The organism is Acidovorax sp. LjRoot194, assembly GCF_964253015.1.
GTDB lineage: Bacteria > Pseudomonadota > Gammaproteobacteria > Burkholderiales > Burkholderiaceae_C > Acidovorax.
Window position 1 is genome coordinate 4,666,797 of record NZ_CAXUQB020000001.1, and the last position, 19,678, is coordinate 4,686,474.

A 19,678-nucleotide genomic window follows, 5' to 3' on the forward strand; every position below is an offset into this window, starting at 1 on the left:
GGTGCGGCGTGCAAGACACCTGAAACGCCGTTTTTGACGCCCCGGACGCCCAACACTCCTTGCCCACCGTGCCTTTCAGCCCCCTGCGCCCCACCGCCATCTCCCCAACGCCGGCCCTGTGGCCGGCGTTGCTGCTTGTTGGCGTGCTCGGCCTGCAAGGGTGCAGCATGCTGCGGCCCGGGGTCGACAAGGACGAGGGCGACAACGCATCGGGCACGGGGCCCGTCATCGCAGAATCCTCATCGCCATCGTTCGCGGTCGAAGTGCGCGCCCCGGACGCCGTGCGCGGGACGCTGGAGCGGCACCTGGAGCTGCAGCGCTTTCGCAACCTGCCCGACGTGAACGCCAGCGAGCTGCAGCGCCTGCTGGGCGCAGCCGACGCCAACGCGCGCGAGCTGCTGGGCACCATGGGCTACTTCGCCCCCACCATCACGGTGGAGCTGACCGAGACGCCGGACTCCAAGGCCGCGCCGCGCACCGTGGTGGTCACTGTGCAGCCCGGCCCACAGACCCGCATTGCCAGCGCAGACATCGACTTCTCCGCCAACCCCGCGGCAAACCCCGAAGACGTGAAGGCCAGCGCGCGCCAGCAGCAGCGGGTGCAGCGTAACTGGTCGCTGTCGCCCGGCCAGGCCTTCACGCAGTCTGCATGGGACTCGGCCAAGACCGACGGCCTGCGCCAGCTGCAGGCCCGCCGCCACCCCACCGCTCGCATCGCCAACAGCCGTGCAGAGGTTGACGCCGACAAGCACGAAGCCAAGCTCAACGTCACCTACGACCCCGGCCCGGCCTATCGCTTCGGCCCCCTGCGCGTGCAGGGCAGCGAGCGTTACGACCCCGACGGTGCTCGCCGCCTGGCGCGCCTGCCCACGGGCGCGGTGTACGACGAGGCCGAGCTGCTGGACGCGCAATTGCGCCTGGCCAGCAGCGGCTACTACGATGCGGTGTTCCTCACGCTCGACACCGAAGGCACCGACCCGCAGGCCGCCCCGGTGGTGGCCCAGGTGCGCGAAGCGCCGCTGCAAAAGCTGGTGTTCGGCCCTGGCTTTTCGACCGACAGCGGCGCCCGCCTGTCGCTGGAGCACATCCACAACAAACTGCCCGGCATCGGCTGGCGCGCGGTGAGCAAGCTGTCGCTGGACCGCGAGACGAAACTGGCCAGCACCGAATGGACCGCACTGCCCGACACCAACGGCTGGCGCTGGTTCGCCGGCGGCCAATTGCAGCGCGAGGACACGGGCGACTTCGACACCAACAGCGGCCGCCTGCGATCGGGCCGCAGCAAGAGCACCAAAGCCATCGACCGCAGCTACTTCCTGCAGTACGACTACGCCAACAGCCAGGGTGTGGGCGCACCGCCGTCGGGCACCGCCGTCAGCGTCAACTACGGCTGGACGGGTCGCTACTTCAACAACATGACCGCACCCACGCGCGGCCACGGCATCGCCGTGGAGCTGGGCGTGGGCACCACGCTGCGGCCCGAGCGCGACCCCTTCGTGCGCACCCTGGTGCGCTGGCAGACCTTCATCCCCGCAGGCCGAGTGCAGGACGACGCCGGCCAGGGCCGCAACGCCCGCATCGCCGTGCGCACCGAAGCCGGGGCGCTAATGGCGCGCGACGGCGCACAGGTGCCGGTGACGCAGCTCTTTCTGACTGGTGGCGACACCACCGTGCGCGGCTACGGCTACCGCAGCATCGGCGCGCGCACCGACAACGGCCAGCTGTACGGTGGCCGCTACATGGCAGTAGGCAGCGTCGAATGGCAGCGCCCCATCGTCTACAAGGGCGAGATGACCGACTGGGAAAGCACCCTGTTCGTGGATGCCGGCGCCGTGGCCGACCGCGCAGGCGACCTGGACCCGCGCGTCGGCGTGGGCGCGGGTGTGCGCTGGCGCAGCCCGGTGGGCCCGCTGCAGGCTGACCTGGCCTACGGCGTGAAGACCAAGGAAGTGCGGGTGCACCTGCGGCTGGGGTTCAGCTTCTGATGGCAAACCAAGATACCGCCGCTACTCCTGCCCCGGCTTCGCCACGCGCGAGGTCCTCGGATTTCAGCGCTGGCGCGTCCGGCCGCAAAAAGCCCCCACGGCGGCGCGTGCGCCGCGCGCTGCGGGGCCTGGGCTGGCTGCTGGCCACCGTGGTGGCCCTGCTGATGGCCGTGGCCGCGGCCCTGTGGTGGTGGACCGGCAGCAACAGCTCGCTGGCGGCCGCACTGGCACGCGCCGCGCAGTACCTGCCCGCCGACCAGCAACTGGAAAGCCGCGACGTCACCGGATCGCTGCGCGGTGGCGGGCACATCGGCTGGCTGCGCTGGAGTAGCCCGGCCCTGTCGGTGGAGGTGAACGACATCACCCTGGGCTGGCAGCTCATGCCCCTGCTGCAGCGGCGGCTGGAGCTGGGCGAGGTGCACGCCGCGCGGGTGCAGATCACGCCCGCTGCGGACGCACCACGCAGTACAGAGCCACCCCAGCCGCTCACGCAGCTCAAGCTGCCCTTGCAGATCGGCGTGCCGTTTCGGGTGGACGAGATCCAGTGGGCAGGCACGCCGGCCGTGCAGGTGCTGGGCCTGCAGGGTACCTACCGCTACGACGGGCGCGACCACCGCCTGAAGATCGACAACGTGGAGCTGGCCCAGGGCCGCTACAGCGCCAGCGCCACGCTGCAGGCCGATGCGCCCATGGCGCTGGACGCCACGGTGGACGGCACCGTGCAGGCTGCCGTGCCCGGCGGCGGCGCTGCGCTGCAGCTGGGCGCACACGCCACGCTGCAGGGCACGCTGGCCACCGCCGCGGCGCAGCTGGAGCTCAATGCACGCATCAGCCCGGTGGCCACCACGGCAACAGCAACAGCATCAGCAGCCGCCTCCGCTTCCGCGGCCGCCAACGCAACGGCAGCATCGGCACCCACCGCCCAGCCCGCCAGCAAGTCGGCGTCCAAAGCCGCCCGTACCACCAGCACCGCGCAACGCAATGCGGCAAAGCCGCCGCCCGCAGAGCCCATGCAGGCCGACCTGACGGCCACCGTCACCCCCTGGACCGCCCAGCCCCTGCAAGCCGCCACCGCAGCGCTGCGCGCCGTGGACCTGGCCGCACTCTGGCCCCAGGCACCCAGTACACAGTTGCATGGCACCGTGAGGGCCGGGCCGATGGCGGTCGACCCGTCAGCAGGTGCCACGCCGCCGCTCCCCGCACCCAACAATCCAGCCAGTATCACGCAGGGCAGTGGCGCCGCCTCTCCCACTACTGCTCCCTCATCGGCAAGCCCCACCACCGGATGGACGCTGCAAGCCGAACTGCGCAATGACCTGGCCGGCCCGTGGGACCAGCGCCGCCTGCCCCTGTCCGCGCTGCAGGCCGACGCCCGCTACGACGGCACCCGCTGGACCGTGCCCTCCGCCGTTGCCACTGCAGGCACCGGTACCGCCACGCTGCAAGGCCACTTCACCCCCGCAACCCAGGCCCTGGAAGGCCAGGCCGAGCTGCGCAACCTGCGCCCCGACCTGCTGCACACCGCCATGGCCGCTGCGCCACTGGCAGGCCGCATCAGCGCGCAGACGCAGGGCGACAAGGTGCGCTTCAACGCAGACATCCGTGCGTCAGGCCCCGCTACAGCGCCTGCACGGGCCACCAAGGGCCGCCCTGCCCTGCTCAGCATCCAGACCCTCGCGGCGCAGGGCAACTGGCAACCCGGGGCCCAGGCCGGTGCGCAGAGCGGTGGCGGCACGGTGCAGCTGGACCGCCTGCTGGTGGATGCACTGCAGGCGCGCGCCGAAGGCACTGGCCTGCGCATCGCCCTGGCCGGCCCCGCCGTGCAGGGCCAGCTCGCCATCACCATACCGGGCGCCACGGCCCGGGCGCAAGGCAGCATCGCACCCACCACCGGCGCAGGCGACCTGCAGGTGCAATGGGCCGACGTGGATGCCACGCAGCGCTGGCTTGTCAGCCTACCGTTCGCGGGCAGCGCCGCACAGGCCGCGCTGCAAGGTGCCACGGCCAAGGGTGCGGCGTCGGTCACGGCGCGATGGAAGGGCGGCTGGCAAACGCTGGTGCGCCAACTGGAGGCCTCCAGCACGGGCAGCGCCTTGCCTGCGGGCAAAGACGCCTTCGAGCTGCAGGCCACGCTGGCGACATCGCAGCTCGACCTGACGCTGCCTTCCGCCAACGAAGCCGGCAGCCGGCCCACCGCCGTGCAACTGCGGGGCGTGAAGGCCGAGCTGTCGGGCAACGTACTGCAGGCCACCCTGTCGGTGGACGGCGAAGCCCGCCTGAACGCCAACCAGGCACAGCAGATGCAGCGCGCCACCCTGCAGGCCCGACTGTCCGGTGGTCTGGCCGCCCCCTCTCAATGGCGAGCACAGATCAACGAACTGCGCCTGCAGGCGCAAGACGCGCAGCGCCCAGGCCCCTGGGCCATGCAACTGGCCGAGCCGCTGTCCGTTACCGTGAACACCACGGCCAGCACGGTCCCCGCCGCCGGCACGGCAAGCCGGCGCACCGGCAACAACAAGAACGACAACAAAGGCAGCACCGCCCCCGCACCACAGCCCGCGCCCGCACTGACCATCCAGACATCCGCAGGCCAGGCCCGCCTGACCGGCCCTCAGCCCGGCACCGTGGTGCTGCGCTGGCAGCCCGTGCGCGTCACCACAGGCCCCGCACTGCAGGTGCAGACCCAGGGCACTCTGCAGGGCCTGCCCATGGCCTGGGTGGACGCACTGGGCATTGGCAGCACACCCGCGGCAGCAGGCCGCCCCAATCAGCCCCTACTGGCCCGAATGGGCCTGGCCAGCACCCTGGTGCTGGACGGGCAATGGAACCTGGACACCACCAGCGCGCTGCGTGCCAGCGCCAGCCTGCGGCGGGCCAGCGGCGACCTGCGCATCCTGGCGGGCGACCCCACCGCCGTGACCGCCGTGCAGAGCAGCGGCCAAGGCGCTGGTGCCGGCGCCACCACCGTGATCGCCACCGAGGCCACGTCCACCCCCGCCGCAGGCACACCCGCCGGTGTGCGCCAGGCCGAGGTGTCGATCGATCTGGAAGGCGACGCGCTGCGCGCACGGCTGGCCTGGGCCAGCGACCGCGCTGGCGAGATCGACGCCAGCGCCAGCACACGGCTCACACTGGCCGGTGGCAGCGCGGGCACCGACCTGGCCGCCATCACCTGGGCGGCCAACGCACCGTTGGCCGGCACCCTGCGCGCCCGCCTGCCCGATGTGGGCGTGTGGTCCGCCCTGGCACCGCCCGGCTGGCGCGTGCGCGGCACGCTCGACGCCAGCGCTACCTTGTCGGGCACACGCGACGTACCCCGCTGGGCCGGCACGCTGGGCGCCGACGAACTGGCCGTGCGCTCCGTGGTCGACGGTGTGGACCTGCAAGGCGGCCGCCTGCGCGCCACCCTGAGCGGCAACCAGCTCGATATCACCGAGTTCCGCCTGCAGGGCGGGCGCGGCAGTGGTGCACGCATCGCGGGCTTCAGCGGCAACCGCACGTCCGCGCCACAGGACGGCGGCACACTCACCGGTACCGGCCGCATCACCTGGGGCCAGGCGGGCAACGGCATGTCCGGCATCGCGATGTCGATGCAGGCCGAAGCCAAGGCGCTGCAGGTGCTGGTGCGCGCCGACCGCCAGATCAGCGTGTCGGGCGACCTCAAGGCCCAGCTACAGCAAGGCCAGATCAGCCTGCGCGGCAAGCTGACCACCGACCGCGCCACCATCATCCTGCCCGACGAAAGCGCGCCCAGCCTGGGCTCGGACGTGATCGTGCGCTCTGCCGCCAAGGACAAGGAAGACCAGGCCAAGGCCCAGGCCGCCGCCCGTGCCAACCAGGTGGCCGCCCAGGCCGAAACCGCCAAGCCCCCCGACATCGCCATCACCCTCAACCTGGGCCGCGACTTCGCGCTGCATGGCCACGGCATCACCACGCGCCTGACCGGCGAAGTGGACATCCGCAGCAGCGCCGTGGCCGGCGCCCCGCCGCGCGTGACCGGCGAGGTGCGCACCGAAGAGGGCCGCTACCGCGCCTGGGGCCAGATGCTGGACGTGGAGACCGGCCTCATCCGCTTCAACGGCCCGTACAACAACCCGTCGCTCGACATCCTCGCCCTGCGCCCCAACATCAGCGTGCGCGCGGGCGTGCAGGTCACTGGCAGCGCCCAGGCCCCGCGCGTGCGCCTGTATTCGGACCCCGAACTGCCCGACGCCGAAAAGCTGTCGTGGGTGGTCCTGGGCCGCAACGCCGCCGCCGGCGGCGCCGAAGCCGCCGTGCTGCAACAAGCCGCCCTGGCCCTGCTGGGCCGAGGCGGCGGCGGCAACAACACCGCCGCCAACATCGCCAACCGCGTGGGCCTGGACGAAATCGGCTTCAAGGGCCCCGGCTCCGGCGAAGACGCCACAGGCGCGGCACTCACTTTTGGCAAGCGCTTGTCCAAGGATTTGTACGTGACGTACGAACGCAGCCTGTCGGGGACGCTCGGCACGCTGTATATCTTCTACGACCTGTCGCGCCGCCTGACGCTGCGCGGGCAGACGGGGGAGAAGAGCGCGGTGGATCTGATCTATACCGTGAAGTACGACTGAGGGGGGTGGAATCAGGCCGCCAGGAACCGCGCCACGCAGCCCCTACAATGCGCGGCTGTCTCTTCGTAGTTCAATGGATAGAACGAGTGCCTCCTAAGCGCTAGATACAGGTTCGATTCCTGTCGAAGGGACCAAAAAACAACCAGTCCGCACGGGTGCAAGCTCTTGCGGGCTTTTTTGTTTCCCCCTGGGAAATCAGCTTATGCCCCTATACAAGCACTGATTGCGGCCAGACCAAGCACAGTCCTCCCATGGTTATCGCCGAAGAGCTTCGCGAGGCGCTGGCCGATTCGGGGCGCACCCCGCTGCCCATGCGGGCCAGTGTGTCACGGCTGCAGAGCAGTACGCAACCGCCCACGATGCAGCCTATGCGCGCCTGGAGGCTTGCAAGGCCTAGGCAGACTGCGAAGAGGCCCTCTCGAAGGCCATGGCGCTGCTGCGCACGTTCCCGACCCGTTGGGCTCTGATTAGCGCGTGGAGGATGTGCGCGCCTATTGCATGAAGTTTGGTCGGCGAGCGCTCAACGGCCGTGGCGCTGGGGCGGCCGGAGGCTTCGGGGCAGCCCGAGTGGAGGCGCTGGGCATGCTGGATCTTTGAGCGTCCCAATGATTCCTACCAGGCGTGCGCTTAGCGCTGAAATGCAAAAGGCCCCGGCGTTATTTCGGGGCCCTTTTTTGCGTTGGCCTGCCATCAATTACAAGCCGTCAACACTACGAAGAATAAATATCGTTATTAATATCGGCAATAGCCTTCATCGCGCGAAACCACAAGGCAGTCTTTTTTCCCTCTCAAAGCACTGCGGTTTACGGAATCACCCATACCAGGACGCACAGTCTCCATCACACCATTACGCTCGAAGCGAAGTCCATCCGATGTAATAGTGCCAACAAATTTGCCGTGCATATCTGCGTCTAAGCCCCACTGATTGTCAATCAAGAGACGGTCGCCTTGGCGCGTAATTTTCATCACAGTGCCTTCACCGCCGCGCCAGCGGCCGATGAACGCGGATGCTGGCAAAGGATCAGCAGAATTCACCTTAGACCCGAGTTCTTTCTCCAGCGCTGAAGAACGAGATTTAGTTACCTCGACCCAGCAGCTAGCAACGGCTACAGAAGCCATCGTGCCGCCATTGCGCCCTTTGGAGACGCAGTCCCGATCACGCGATTTCAGCCATGCCCGTTGCTCGGTCAAAAGAATTTTTCGAGCGGCTGTATTCAGGCTAGCGCGCAGCTCAGCATAGCGCTTGCTCATCTCAGCATCTGCATCGCGCAAATCATGAGCAGCGCATTGCTGCATTTCAAGAGTTGAGATGCACTGCGCTGGCCTTTGACCAGTAAACGCTGGATTATTCATAAATTGGCCTGCGGTCTGAGCCCATGCCGAGGCAGAAAGGTTCAAAGCGACGAGAGCAATGCCGATAGATAAAGGTTTTTTCATTTTTTACTTTGAATATTTTAGCGGGCTTCAATTTATTTTTAAACTATCAGAATAAGCACATAAGACTGACTATTAAAGTACAAGAATTTTGCTCTCACTGTAGGAGTTATTCCCATTGGCTTTGATAGCTCAATGTTGGAGCGGAAGGGCAAATTTTTAAGATCGCACCGGTACAATTCGCACACCGCACCTCTGCGTATCAGCCTTCGGCTTAAAGAGCGCTCAGCGTCTAGCGCTTGTACTTGTTCGGGATGGGGTGGATCCTGCAATCGAAGGGCTCATCGCTGCCCGAGCCACGGATGCGCGACTCGAGGAACTGTCGCTTTGAGCCCGCGCTTTGTAGCGCCTGCGCCGTGCCTGAATCGATGCTGCAATAGTCGCAGTAGGTGCTCTTCAAACGAATGACCATGAACCGCTCTGCTTTGTCGTAGCAGATGCGGGAAACATCGCTGCTCTGGTTCACGTCGGCACACACAAGCGTATCGAGCGGGACGGGGCCGTGGTGCCACACCTGCACCGTCTCGGCTGCGGCGGCCTGGGCCATCAGCGCAAGCGCTACAAATACGAAAAGCTTCAAGATGCGCCCCCCGACCCATCAGCCTCAGGACTGGCCCTTGCAATTGCATTCATCCTCTACTGCGCTGCAGCGTGGTTTTCCGCAGACCTTGCGATCGCGGTGCACAAGCCCTGTGCCTCCGACTTCGAAGGCGGCTGCGGGTACGGCAAGGTGTGGGCCGGGGCGCTCTCTTGGCTTGCAGCCTGTGCGGCCGTCGCCATGGCGGGTTGCATCGCTACGTTCTCGTCAGCGATGCTTCGCTTCAAATCCGCGCTGACGTTGACCGCCGCCGTTCTTGCCTGCCCGTTCATCGCATATGTGCTCTACGGGCTGTACCAAGTAGCTCCTATGGTTGTGGAGTTGCTGCGATAGGCACGGGATGTGTGGGCGCGCAGGCAAAGCGCCCGGTCCATCCAACGCCCGCGCTGCTCAAAGCTGCGGAAAATTCCATGCAGCCATGTGCCGCAATTCCTTCGCGCCGCCGTGGGTTATGCGGTCGGGCATTCTCTGGGCATGGGGGCGCGGCGGTACGCCTTGGGCGATGCGTTTGACGCCGCTGGTCTGGTCCAGGCTGGCGCACCACATCTGCCAGCGACTGCCGTCCAGGCGGTCGCGAAAGCCCCGCTCGGCCAAGTCGGCCGGTGTGGGTGGTGTGGGTGACAGGATGTCCAGATACTCCATGCGGCCGCGCACGACGCCGGTGGGCTCGTCGGTGCGCATTTCGTGGCAGTAGGCGGCGCCCCAGAGGTCTTCTCGAAAGCGCACGACATACACATCGCCCGCGGCCAGCGGGCCGGGCAATGCACGCGGGGCCTTGGGCACCCCGGTGGGCCGGGCTGCGGACTTTGCACGAGATGGTGGTGGCTGAGGTGCTGGGGCCGCAGGCTCTGCGGTGGGGCGCTGCAGGTGGCCGAACAGGCTTTGCAGCAGGGCGTCGTTGGTGCCGTGCGCCGCTGTCCACCAGGCCAGCGGGCCGGGCACTTCGACCCGCACACTGGGCCGCTGGTCGCGCTCGCGCGCGGAGGTGAAGCGGGTCCGCAGGCCAGGCCGATCCGGGGCCTGCAGCACACCTACAAACGCCAGTGCCTCCAGCAGCAGCCCAGCACGCCAGGGCTTGGCAGGCTGCAGCCACTTCGCAGCCTGGATGGCGGTGCGCGCCTGGCTATAGCGAGCGATGCCGGGCAGCCTGCGCAGCAAGCCCAGCAGCTGGTGCAGCACCCAGATGTCGCGCGGCGCGGGCTGGGGCCAGCTGTCGGGCGGGCACTGGAGCGCGTCTTCCAGGGTCAGCACTGCGGCCAGCGGGCCGTCCTCGTCGCTCCAGCCCGACCCTTGCAACGCGCGGTGGTAAGCCAGCTGAGTGCGATCCTTGGCCATTGCGGTGTGAAAGCAGATGGCGCAGCGGTCTGACCCCGGGCCCATGGGCTGGTGTGCATGTTCTGGCATGGCCAGGCCCAGCGCCACGGCGGGCAGCACGGCCTGCCACTGCAGCCCGGCCGAGCCCAGCGATGCCACGAACGCGTCGGCCGCGCGACGCAGGTCCACCTGCGCGGCGAGGCTGCGCAGCCGCTGAATGGTTTCATCATGCGGCCACTGCACGGGTGTATTGGGCGTCCAGCCGGCATCGGCCAGTTGCTGGCGCTCTTGCGCGGTCACCGTATCGGGGATGCGAAAGAAGGACTGGCCGTAGCTGTCGATGCCGTGGTTGGCAACGTCGTAGATGCGATGCAGCAGCGGGGCGACCAAGTCGAAGTTCATGGGTGGAAGTGGGTAGACGGGTAGGTGGTCGGGGGGTGCAACACAGATGGCTCGGCTGAGCGCGTCCAACTAAGCGGCGCACGCCGACACATCCACGGTCAGGCTGATTCCCACCTCCGTACCAGCATCTTCGGATGGCCAAGGCGACGGCCAAAGGCAGGGTCAGCGCTGCGTGATGCTAGCGGACTTGCGTGGCATGCCCGTCGCCGACAGGACCCGCAGGCTTGAACGGGACCTGCAAGTCAGCAGGTCAAAGCCTCTGGCGCTTAGGAGCGCGCATGAAGCTTTGACCACTGCAGCAGTCGCCCTACATCCTGGGCGGCTGGCCTACCGGGTCTGCGCTTTCATCCTCTCGCTCGCCCTGGTAGGGGCTCGGTTCGGACGACTGCGGCAACTGGGGCTGTGGCGGCACCGTCAGTGGCTCCGTGCTGGGCGGCAGATCCCCGGGCGGCAGGGGGAACGTTTCGGGGACTTTGTGGATGGGGTGTTCTGCGGGGTCGGTGGCCATGGTGTGCTCCTGGGTCAAAGATTGAATTGGGCCCGGTAGCGCTGGCCTGCAGCGTAGGAGACGGGCGAAGATCCGGGTGCGCGGCCGGGAGTGTCACTGGCCCCTTCGCGCACGTAGCGCATGTGCGAAAAAAAGGCCCCGACACAGATGCCGAGGCCTTTGCCATATTGCGTGTTACGGCTGCGCTGCAGCACGGTCACTTGGTCTGGTCCTTGTTTTTCGCGCTGGCGGTTTGCTGGTTCTGGTCGGCGCTCTTGGTGCGGTTGCTGCGCCAGGTGTTGAAGTCGTCCGAGAACTTCTGGTAGCGCTCTCCGCGGAAGGCTTCGTAGTCCTTGTCGAGATTGCTGATCTGCTCGTTGCGCCACTGGTGGTAGTCGGGGTCGTGGCCCTGCTGGCTCTGGTTGCGGCCAGAGCTGAAGCGGTCGGAGTCACCGTAGAAACCACCGCCGGACCGGTCCTGCCGCCCGCCGTACTGGCCACCACCGTAGCCCTGCGAGAACTGATCGGCGCCGCCGTAACCACCGCCTACCTGGCGAGAGCCGCCCCAGTCATAGCCTTGCTGTTGACCACCCTGTGGATAGCGGTCCTGCTGGTACTGCTGACCGCCGCCATAGCCGCCGTAGCCGCTGTCCCCGACGCCGCGCCCGATGTTGCTGTTGCCACCGCGGTCACCCACGAAGTGGCTGCTGCCGGGGCCTGACTGCCCATAGCCGCCAAACTGTGATTCGTTGCCGCGCCCGCTGCGGTACTGGCCGGCGCTGGAGTCCCTGTCGCTGGCAAACCGGCTGGTGTCGTCCTGCGCCTGGTACTGCCGGTTGCGTTGGTCTTCATGGCTGCCATAGCCGCCGCTGCGGTATTCCTGCTGCTGGTGTTGTTGGTGCCGTCCGCTGTCGCTGTCGTAGTCGCGTGCTTGGTTGCGGTTGCGGTCTTCGTCGTCACGGTATGCCATTGCAATCTCCTCGTTTCAATGAAAACGCATGGGCCAATTCCTCATGCGAAAACCCATCTTGAAAAAACGCGCTGCCCATTTCTGTAGGCCATTCCTTACGCGTTTGTAGTGCTGTGGCTGCGATACAGATGTGCACATTCACGCCATAAACGTTGCACGCCCGCGGCGCGACGGGCGGGCACGCGAGCCTCGGTCAACGTGCATCAACGAAGCGCGCGGCCACACCACCCGCTTGCGACAACCCCATGGACACCGCGCGGGACATGACGACGATGACGATCGCCCAGATGCGCGGCGGGTCCACTTTTCCAAGGAGCCAACCATGACCAGCAAGAACACGATTTGCCTGTGGTACGAGCGAGATGCTTTGAGCGCCGCCCATTTCTACGCAGCCACCTTTCCCGACAGTTCCGTCGGCGCAGTGATGCTGGCACCGGGCGACTACCCGGACGGCCAACAGGGCGATGTGCTCACGGTGGAGTTCACTGTGGCGGGTATCCCGTGCGTCGGCCTGAACGGCGGGCCGCAGTTCAAGCACAACGAATCCTTCTCCTTCCAGATCGCGACCGACGATCAGGCCGAGACGGACCGACTGTGGAACGCTGTGGTGGGCAACGGCGGCCAGGAGAGCGAGTGCGGCTGGTGCAAGGACCGCTGGGGCGTGTCGTGGCAGATCACCCCGCGCGTGCTGACCACGGCCATGGCCGACCCCGACCGCGCAGTGGCCAAGCGGGTGTTCGAAGCGATGATGACCATGCGCAAGATCGACATCGCCACCATCGAGGCGGCATGGCGGGGCGGCGGCCCGGCATCTGCGGCTTGATGCACTGACGGATACCATCGCTGTCAAGAAAAGAGCCCGCGTCGGGCTCTTGAGGAACGGATGGCAGGGAGTGACAGCAAGTGAATCACACGGATCTGCGGGCGGCGCGCACGCAATGGTATGCAGCCTTTGTGGCGGGCGACACCGGCGTTCTGGGGCAGTTGCAGGCCGCCGATTTCTTTGTCGTCACCAGCACCGGCGTGCAAAGCCGGGCGATGCAGCTGGGCGGCATTGCAGCTGCCGTGCAATCGGGCCGCTGGTTTCCGCCCGGCAGCCGCGCGCAGGACGAGCGGCTGGTGCTGCGCACAATCTGCGATGGCGTGGTGTCGGCCCATGGCGTGGGCCGCATGGCTACACCACAGGGTGACCAGCCTGCGGTGCTGTTCACCGAGTTGTGGCTGCACACCGTAGAACACGGCTGGCAGGTGCAGCACCTGCATTACCACGACGCACCGCGCGCCAGTTAGTAATGCGCATGCGCGACCCCTGGAACCATCACTGAACTACGCGGCGGCCGGCTCGCGCAGCGCGGGCTTGCTCCGCCCGGCCGTCATGGCCGTGCCCATCGATGCCGACACGATGAGGCCGATGGCGAGCCACTGATTGAAGCTCAGGTGCTCGCCCAGCAGGCCCATGGCCAGCACGGCGGCCACGGCGGGCTCCATGCTGATCATGATGCCGAAGGCCTCCTTGGGCAGGCGCTTCAGGGCCATCATTTCCAGCGAGATGGGGATGGCGCTGGAGATAGCCGCCACGGCCAGGCCCACCAGCAGCACGGTGGGCGTGAGCAGCGTGGTGCCTGCATGCACCACGCCCACGGGCACCACCACCAGCGCAGCCACCAGCAGCCCCAGCGATACGGTATGCCCCGCGTGCAGATGGCCGGCGCGCTTGCCGAACACGATGTACAGCGCCCAGAACACGGCGGCAGCCAGCGCGTAGAAAACGCCCATCGGGTCGAGCACGCTGCCGTTCAGGCCCAGCGGCAGCAGCATGCCCAGGCCTGCCATCGCCAGGGCCACCCACACGAAGTCCACCGCGCGGCGCGACGACCAGATTGCGACCGCCAGCGGCCCCGAAAACTCGATGGCCACGGCCAGGCCGAACGGCAGCGTGCGCAGCGACATGTAGAACATCAGGTTCATGGCGCCCAGCGCGGCGCCGTAGCAGGCAATCGCCACGGCATCGGCGCGTGACAGACGCCAGCGCCAGGGGCGCCACAGCAGCAGCATCAGCACGGCCGACAGGCCCACGCGCACGGCGGTGGTGCCCTGCGCGCCCACCGCCGGAAACAGGATCTGCTTGGCCCACGATGTGCCGAACCCGAGCGCCGTGACGGAGCCCAGCACGGCCAGGAAGGGAATGAATCGTTGAAAGGGGGACGCGGTCATGGGTAAAAATATAGTTCGACCGCGGCGCGTTTTTGGCTCTGTTTCGAAGCCCTTCACGCAACTTTCGCTCACTCCCCCTGCCCTGCACCGGAAGGCTGCCGACATGCCCACCACGCCCATTTCCGCCTCCGCCATCGCGCCCCTGCCGCACCCGGGCCTGGACCGCTTCGACCTGGCCATCCTCGACATCCTGCAGACGGACAACACCACGCCGCAACGCCTGATCGCCAGGGCGGTCAATCTGTCGGCGCCCGCCGTGCAGCGGCGCATCAAGCGGCTGCAGGACAGCGGCGTGATCCGCGCCAACGTGGCCGTGATCGACCCGGTGAAGGTGGGCATGCCGCTGACCATCGTGCTCGAGATCCATCTAGAGAACGAGCGCCCCGACCGCACGGCCCCGCTGCGCGCGCGCATCGCCGCCGAAGACGCGGTGCAGCAGTGCTACAGCGTGACCGGCGAGGCGGACTACCTGCTGGTGGTCAACGTGGCGTCGATGGCGGACTACGAGGCGCTGACGCGGCGGCTGTTCGATGGGGACGACAACGTGCGGCGCTTTCGCACGTCGGTGTCGCTGGGGTGTTTGAAAGCAGGGCTCAAGGTGCCGCTGGGCTTGGGTGAGGCTGGTGCGGCCTGAGTGGCGACCCCGGCTGCGCACATCCCCCAAAGATGGACAGCTATGACTTGCCTTGGCTCAGATAGGCCGCCACCAGCGCATTCGCATGCCCATGGCCCAGGGCGTGGTCGGTTTTGAGCAGGGCCACGTACTCCATGTGCTTGCGCGGGCCCGCGGCGCGCAGTACGTCCATCCAGTGGCTGATAGGCTGGCCGTACTTGGCCTCGATGGACGGGAAATACGAGGCGGGGCCTTTCGCCGGGGTGGTGTTGGTGCTTGGCTCTGTCATGGTGGGTCCTTGGTATGAAACTGGCCGGCGACAAAATGAAGACAGCCCTGACAGGACGGTGACCCTGGGCCTGTGGGCGCGGACCATCAGCGCCGTTGTCGCCGGTAGGGCACTCGCCCCGCGCGCCCGTGAGCAAGCCGGCGCGCTGGCAGCGGTTGCCACTGGAGTGCATCTTGCTCATCGCTGGCCGTATCGCCATCGTCGCACTGGCAGCCAAGCCTGGCAACCTCCGGTGAGCTTGCACAGCCCATCAGGGCACGGTGTAGTCCGTGCAATCGGGCGTTGGCGTATCGGGCACGTAAGCGCGGGCTTGCGGGGTGAAGCGGTACAACCGCTGGTAACTGCATTGGGGGTCGGTCACGGTCACCAGGTCGCGCTGGCGAAGTGGCCGCGCCGCCAGCGAGTCTTTGGACCGCGACACGTGCCCCGGAAACGATGTCGCCTTGCTGCGATAGCGCAGCACCGGCCACCCTGCAGCGGATGTTTGCGTCAGCGCAATGGTCGCGTCGAAGTTGTATTCATCGTGGCAGGCCCCGGCGCGCTGCTTCATGTGGCGCTCGCTGAAACACGCCCGGATCGTCGCGCTGGAGCTCTGTGGAACACGCAGAACCTCGAACGGTGATTGGTCGGGCACAAAGGCGATGAGGTGCAGGGTGGTTGCACTGGCCCCACCGCCCGAATACATGGCGCGCTCCTCCATTTGCACACCCACAAGGAGGCCGCCCTTGAAGCGGATGAGCTTCGGCCACAGCCGGGCATAAGCGTCTGCGGATGGCAGCCCTGCTATCCGATAGAGCATGTGCGCCGGATCGCCCTGACCGCCAGGCAGCTGCAGGCTCACGTCCGTGCCATCGGCTGCGCCGTTGGGACATGCCTGGCCTTCGCAGCCGGGCTCCGATGGAGCGATTTCCACACAGAGCTTGTCTGGCGTACAACCGGCCGCGGCCCACCCTTCGGATGGAGTAATGGCCAGCGTGTCCGTGCGCGGTGACGCGGCGAGGGAGGGTGTCGACAACACGAGCGCCGTGGCTGCAAGGAGTATGAATTTGCGCATGATCAAAGCTTAGCGGTTCCCACCCAGGGTTGACTTGAACGCAGCTTTGCCGGCGGGTCTGCGCCACGCACGGGTGGAGGGTTGGGACAGGGAAAACATGCGCCTTGGCAAGCCAACGACCTGGGTGGGAAGACAAGGCACCAAAGCTTTTTCCAGCAAGTCCTGTCTCACGCCAAACCCAACGCGTTGCGCAGCTCTCGCCCCGTCAACCGCAGCCGCGGCCCCCCGAGCAACTCGCACATGCGCGCACTGAGCGGCGCCTGCCCACCCTGCTGCGCGGCCAGCCGCACCACGGCTCCACAGATGGCATCGATCTCGGTCACACGGCCGGCCTCCAGGTCGTCCCACATGGACGAGCGCGCCTGGGCGTCGATCTGCAGCATGCGCCGGGCCAGCCGCGTGAACAGCCAGTTGGGCAGGCGCAGCACATGGGGCAGCAGGCGCGGCGACACGGCGGTGACCTTGGCCGGGGAGATGCCGGCACGCGCCATCACCACCAGTGCCTCGGACTGCAGCGCGGCAAAGACGAAGCGGCAGTCGCGGTCCAGCAGCTCTTCGCGCAGCGGCAGGTTGGACAGCGCATTCACCGGGTTGTTGAGGTTGAGCAGCAGCTTGCCCCACTGCACCGACCGGATGTCGTACGGCAGCACGGTGGCCAGGCCCGCGGCGTTGAACAGGGGCGCCAGGCCTTCGGTGACCTCGTCGCGCTGCAGCTGCAGGTGCCCCGCCGTGGCGCGGTGCACGTGGGCGCCGCGCAGCACCACGTTGTACGGCACCATGCCGGCCAGCACGCGCAGCTCGGGGGCCAATGCGGTCAGGTGGGCCACGTTGTCCACGCCGTTCTGCAGCGAGATGACAGGCGTGCCGGCCGGGCACGCGGCCGCCAGTTCGCGCGCGGCGGATCCGGTGGCGCCGCTCTTGACGCACAGCAGCACCACGCTCTGGGCACGGGGTACGGCATCGGCCAGATTGGTGGCAATGCGCAGTGCGGTGGGCGGCACCAGCTGGTCCAGGCCGTCGAGGTCCGTCACGCGCAAGCCCTGCAATGCGATGGCTTCGAGCGCACGAGGACGGCCCACCAGGCACACGGAGTGGCCGTGCGCAGCCAGCCGCCCACCCACATAGCAGCCAATGGCGCCCGCACCCAAGACGATGAAGTTCATGTGACGTCGATTCCGTTGAAGCGATGTGTAAATGCGGACTGGCAAGACCGCCCGCTGAAGGGCGGTCGGCGGCCGGCCACCCGCAGCCTGTGCATTGTGCGGCGACGCGGGCCTGCGGCCAGCCGCCCAGGCGACCACTGTGCACCTCTCACGGCCTTGCCCGGCACTACCCTGCACTGCCCCCTCGGATGCCAACGTGCACCAGAAGTCAGCTTTTTTGACCGCTACCGCTGGATGGACAAGCGCTACCAGCTACTAAAATCATAGCATCTGCACTGAACCCGATACCGTGCATTGCACAACGAACGGCCCGCACACCCACGCAGGCCCGCGGCCGGTGCTACGGGCTGATGGCGACCTACGCCGCCCCCGGCCACCGCACCGTGACGCGCAGCCCGCCCAGCCGCGGCGATGCATCCAGCGTCACCGAGGCACCGTGGGCCTGCGCGATGGCCTGCACGATGGCCAGGCCCAGGCCGCTGCCGGTGGCGCCGTCGCTGGTCTCGCGCACGAAGCGCTGCATCACGCGGGCGCGGTGTTCCTCAGCAATGCCGGGGCCGCTGTCTTCCACCGTCAGTTCAACGATTTGGCCGTCGGCCGCACGCCGGATCTGCAGGTCCACCCTGCCGCCCGCAGGCGTGTACTTGACCGCGTTGTCGAGCAGGTTGCGCGCCAGCATCCGCAGCGCCTCGGCGTTGCCGGGCACCGATGACGCGTCGGAGTCGAGCAGGCCCAGGTCGATGGACCGGGCTTGCGCCGCCGGGGCCACGTCGGCCAGCGCCAGTTGCGCCGCGGCCTGCAGGTCCACCGGCTCGGTGTGCGCGCCGGGGGCCGCCGCACCGGCCTCCTGGCGGGCCAGGGTCAGCAGTTGCTCCACCAGCCGCGTGGCGCGGTCGATGCCTGAAGACAGGCGCTCGATGGCGGCGGCCCGCGCAGCGTCGTCGCCCGCGCGCTGCAGGCCCTGCAGCTGCAGGCGCAGCGCAGCCAGGGGGGACCGCAGCTCGTGCGCGGCATCGGCCACAAAGTGCTGCTGCGCGTCGAACGCGCGCTGCACGCGTTCGAACAGCAGGTTGAGCTCACTCACCAGGGGTTGTACCTCGTCGGGCAACTGCGCGTCGCTGACGGGCGAGAGGTCGTCGGCCTGGCGCTGGGCCAGCTGGCGGCGCACGCGCTCCACCGGCGCGAGCGACCGGCTCACGCCCCACCATACGGCCAGCACCAAGAGCGGCGCCATGAAGGCCAGCGGCGCCAGCGTGCGCAGCGCCAGGGCGCGCGCCATGCCACGGCGCGCTGCCATGTTCTGCGCCACCTGGATGACCTGCGAGCGCGTCTGCATCGAAAACACCCGGTAGGTGCCGCCGCGCGCCTGCACGTCGGTGAAGCCCAGCACCGCGATCTGCGGCAGCGCCGCGCCCACGGCGGATTCAAAAATGCGCAGGCCTTCGTTGGTCCACACCTGCACGATGAATTCGTGGTTCTCGTCCTCCGGGTCGAGCCCGGGGCCCAGGCCTTGCGCGTCCACCGGCAGGCCCGAGCGCAGCGCCAGCGCGGTCTGCTGCATGTGGTAGTCGAACAGCGTGTCGGCCTCGGCCAGCGCGCCCCGGTAGGCCAGCGCGCCCTGCACGGCGCCGGCCAGCACGATGGCGGCCAGGATGAAGATCAAGAGCCGCGTGCGCAGCGAGCGCGGCAGCACCGCGCGCACGGATTGCAGGGCTGGGGTGATTTTTTCCATCATGCCTTGGGCACCAGGTAGCCCACGCCGCGCACATTCAGCAGCACCTCGGCGCCCAGCTTCTTGCGCAGCCCGTGGATGTACACCTCGACCGCGTTGCTGCTGACTTCGTCGCCCCAGCCGTAGAGCTTGTCTTCGAGCTGCTGGCGCGACAGCACCATGCCCGGCCGGGCGATCAGCGGCTCGAGCACGGCCCATTCGCGCGCCGACAACACGACCGGCACGCCCTGCACCGAGGCCTCGCGCGTGGCGGGGTTGATGCACACGCCCTTGTGTTCGTACACCGGCTCGGCCCGGCCGGCGGCACGGCGCAGCAGGGCACGGATGCGGGCGAGCAGTTCGTCCAGATCGTAGGGCTTGAGCACGTAGTCGTCGGCACCGGCATCGAGCCCTTCGATGCGCTGCGTGACCGAGTCGCGCGCCGTGGCCACCAGCACCGGGGTGCGGTCTTTGCGCGTGCGCAGGTCGCGCAGCACCGAGAGCCCGTCGCGCTGGGGCAGGCCCAGGTCGAGCAGCACCAGGTCGTAGGCCTGCGTGCGCAGGGCCGTATCGGCCGCGTTGCCGTCGCGGGCCCAGTCGACCGCGTAGTGCTCGGCGCGCAGCAGGTCCTGCACGGCTTCGCCGATCATGGTGTCGTCTTCTACGAGGAGCAGTCGCATGGTGGGGCGAGCATAGCGAATGGCGGGGGTGGGGTTGTGCCCTGGCTTCGACAGGCTCAGCCCGAACGGGTGGGGGCGCTAAGGGGTTGGGGCGCTACGGGTGGAGCCTAGGAGCATGTATTGCAGCCGGGCAGTTAATCCCCAATCCGTTCACACTGAGCTTGTCGAAGTGCCG

17 protein-coding genes and 1 tRNA gene are annotated in these 19,678 nt (G+C 67.7%); 7 read left to right on the plus strand and 11 right to left on the minus strand.

Going from position 1 to position 19,678, the window contains the following annotated elements; translation table 11 throughout:
- The first annotated feature begins 68 nt into the window (after window positions 1-68).
- The 3 genes from ACSQ3N_RS21215 (at window position 69) to ACSQ3N_RS21225 (ending at window position 6,708) form a co-directional block, all read left to right on the plus strand.
- Window positions 69-1,985, plus strand: a complete 1,917-nt coding sequence (locus tag ACSQ3N_RS21215; protein WP_436147380.1) for an autotransporter assembly complex protein TamA — start codon at window positions 69-71, stop codon at window positions 1,983-1,985.
- On the plus strand, window positions 1,985-6,574 hold the full coding sequence (locus ACSQ3N_RS21220; protein WP_436147381.1) for a translocation/assembly module TamB domain-containing protein: 4,590 nt from the start codon (window positions 1,985-1,987) through the stop codon (window positions 6,572-6,574). The genes ACSQ3N_RS21215 and ACSQ3N_RS21220 overlap by 1 nt, the downstream gene beginning before the upstream one ends.
- A 59-nt stretch (window positions 6,575-6,633) precedes the next feature.
- Window positions 6,634-6,708 (plus strand) — tRNA-Arg (locus ACSQ3N_RS21225).
- 598 nt (window positions 6,709-7,306) lie between these two features.
- Here ACSQ3N_RS21225 and ACSQ3N_RS21230 read toward each other — a convergent pair.
- Both ACSQ3N_RS21230 and ACSQ3N_RS21235 read right to left on the minus strand, forming a co-directional pair.
- Complete coding sequence (locus tag ACSQ3N_RS21230) at window positions 7,307-8,011, minus strand: lysozyme inhibitor LprI family protein (protein ID WP_436147382.1); 705 nt, start codon at window positions 8,009-8,011, stop codon at window positions 7,307-7,309.
- Window positions 8,012-8,240: 229 nt separating this feature from the next.
- Entirely contained in the window at window positions 8,241-8,555 is a 315-nt protein-coding gene (locus ACSQ3N_RS21235) for a KTSC domain-containing protein (protein WP_436147995.1), read from the minus strand.
- On the opposite strand from ACSQ3N_RS21235, the gene ACSQ3N_RS21240 reads away from it, so the two are divergent.
- The gene (locus ACSQ3N_RS21240) at window positions 8,511-8,939 is read left to right on the plus strand and encodes a hypothetical protein (protein WP_436148017.1); all 429 of its coding nucleotides are present in this window, start codon (window positions 8,511-8,513) and stop codon (window positions 8,937-8,939) included. The two genes, ACSQ3N_RS21235 and ACSQ3N_RS21240, sit on opposite strands and share 45 nt — an antisense overlap.
- A 57-nt stretch (window positions 8,940-8,996) precedes the next feature.
- On the opposite strand, the gene ACSQ3N_RS21245 is transcribed toward ACSQ3N_RS21240, so the two are convergent.
- From ACSQ3N_RS21245 to ACSQ3N_RS21255, 3 genes are all read right to left on the minus strand, one after another.
- Window positions 8,997-10,322 carry a hypothetical protein gene (locus ACSQ3N_RS21245; RefSeq protein WP_436147383.1) on the minus strand — a complete coding sequence of 442 codons (1,326 nt, stop codon included), beginning with the start codon at window positions 10,320-10,322 and terminating at the stop codon, window positions 8,997-8,999.
- 307 nt (window positions 10,323-10,629) lie between these two features.
- A complete protein-coding gene (locus tag ACSQ3N_RS21250; protein WP_436147384.1) occupies window positions 10,630-10,830 on the minus strand; it encodes a hypothetical protein in 201 nt (66 codons plus the stop codon).
- 196 nt (window positions 10,831-11,026) lie between these two features.
- Entirely contained in the window at window positions 11,027-11,779 is a 753-nt protein-coding gene (locus ACSQ3N_RS21255) for a hypothetical protein (protein WP_436147385.1), read from the minus strand.
- A 322-nt stretch (window positions 11,780-12,101) separates the two neighbouring features.
- On the opposite strand from ACSQ3N_RS21255, the gene ACSQ3N_RS21260 reads away from it, so the two are divergent.
- Complete coding sequence (locus ACSQ3N_RS21260) at window positions 12,102-12,602, plus strand: VOC family protein (RefSeq protein ID WP_056167621.1); 501 nt, start codon at window positions 12,102-12,104, stop codon at window positions 12,600-12,602.
- Between the two features lie 80 nt (window positions 12,603-12,682).
- Window positions 12,683-13,069 (plus strand): nuclear transport factor 2 family protein, encoded by a 387-nt coding sequence (locus ACSQ3N_RS21265; protein ID WP_056167618.1) that lies wholly within the window; start codon window positions 12,683-12,685, stop codon window positions 13,067-13,069.
- Window positions 13,070-13,105: 36 nt separating this feature from the next.
- Here ACSQ3N_RS21265 and ACSQ3N_RS21270 read toward each other — a convergent pair whose 3' ends face one another.
- Entirely contained in the window at window positions 13,106-13,993 is an 888-nt protein-coding gene (locus ACSQ3N_RS21270; protein ID WP_056167616.1) for an EamA family transporter, read from the minus strand.
- Window positions 13,994-14,096: 103 nt separating this feature from the next.
- On the opposite strand from ACSQ3N_RS21270, the gene ACSQ3N_RS21275 reads away from it, so the two are divergent.
- The gene (locus ACSQ3N_RS21275; protein WP_369817150.1) at window positions 14,097-14,627 is read left to right on the plus strand and encodes an Lrp/AsnC family transcriptional regulator; all 531 of its coding nucleotides are present in this window, start codon (window positions 14,097-14,099) and stop codon (window positions 14,625-14,627) included.
- A gap of 40 nt (window positions 14,628-14,667) precedes the next feature.
- On the opposite strand, the gene ACSQ3N_RS21280 is transcribed toward ACSQ3N_RS21275, so the two are convergent.
- The 5 genes from ACSQ3N_RS21280 to ACSQ3N_RS21300 all read right to left on the minus strand — a co-directional run bounded on the left by ACSQ3N_RS21280 (window position 14,668) and on the right by ACSQ3N_RS21300 (window position 19,503).
- Window positions 14,668-14,895, minus strand: a complete 228-nt coding sequence (locus ACSQ3N_RS21280; protein ID WP_436147386.1) for a DUF4287 domain-containing protein — start codon at window positions 14,893-14,895, stop codon at window positions 14,668-14,670.
- Between the two features lie 250 nt (window positions 14,896-15,145).
- Window positions 15,146-15,736, minus strand: a complete 591-nt coding sequence (locus ACSQ3N_RS21285; RefSeq protein WP_436147387.1) for a hypothetical protein — start codon at window positions 15,734-15,736, stop codon at window positions 15,146-15,148.
- A 380-nt stretch (window positions 15,737-16,116) separates the two neighbouring features.
- Window positions 16,117-17,112, minus strand: coding sequence for a 2-dehydropantoate 2-reductase (locus ACSQ3N_RS21290; protein ID WP_436147388.1), 996 nt, complete (start codon window positions 17,110-17,112; stop codon window positions 16,117-16,119).
- Window positions 17,113-17,470: 358 nt separating this feature from the next.
- Window positions 17,471-18,844 carry an ATP-binding protein gene (locus tag ACSQ3N_RS21295; protein WP_436147389.1) on the minus strand — a complete coding sequence of 458 codons (1,374 nt, stop codon included), beginning with the start codon at window positions 18,842-18,844 and terminating at the stop codon, window positions 17,471-17,473.
- On the minus strand, window positions 18,844-19,503 hold the full coding sequence (locus ACSQ3N_RS21300; RefSeq protein ID WP_056417813.1) for a response regulator transcription factor: 660 nt from the start codon (window positions 19,501-19,503) through the stop codon (window positions 18,844-18,846). Before ACSQ3N_RS21300 ends, ACSQ3N_RS21295 begins: the two co-directional genes overlap by 1 nt.
- Between the last annotated feature and the right edge of the window lie 175 nt (window positions 19,504-19,678).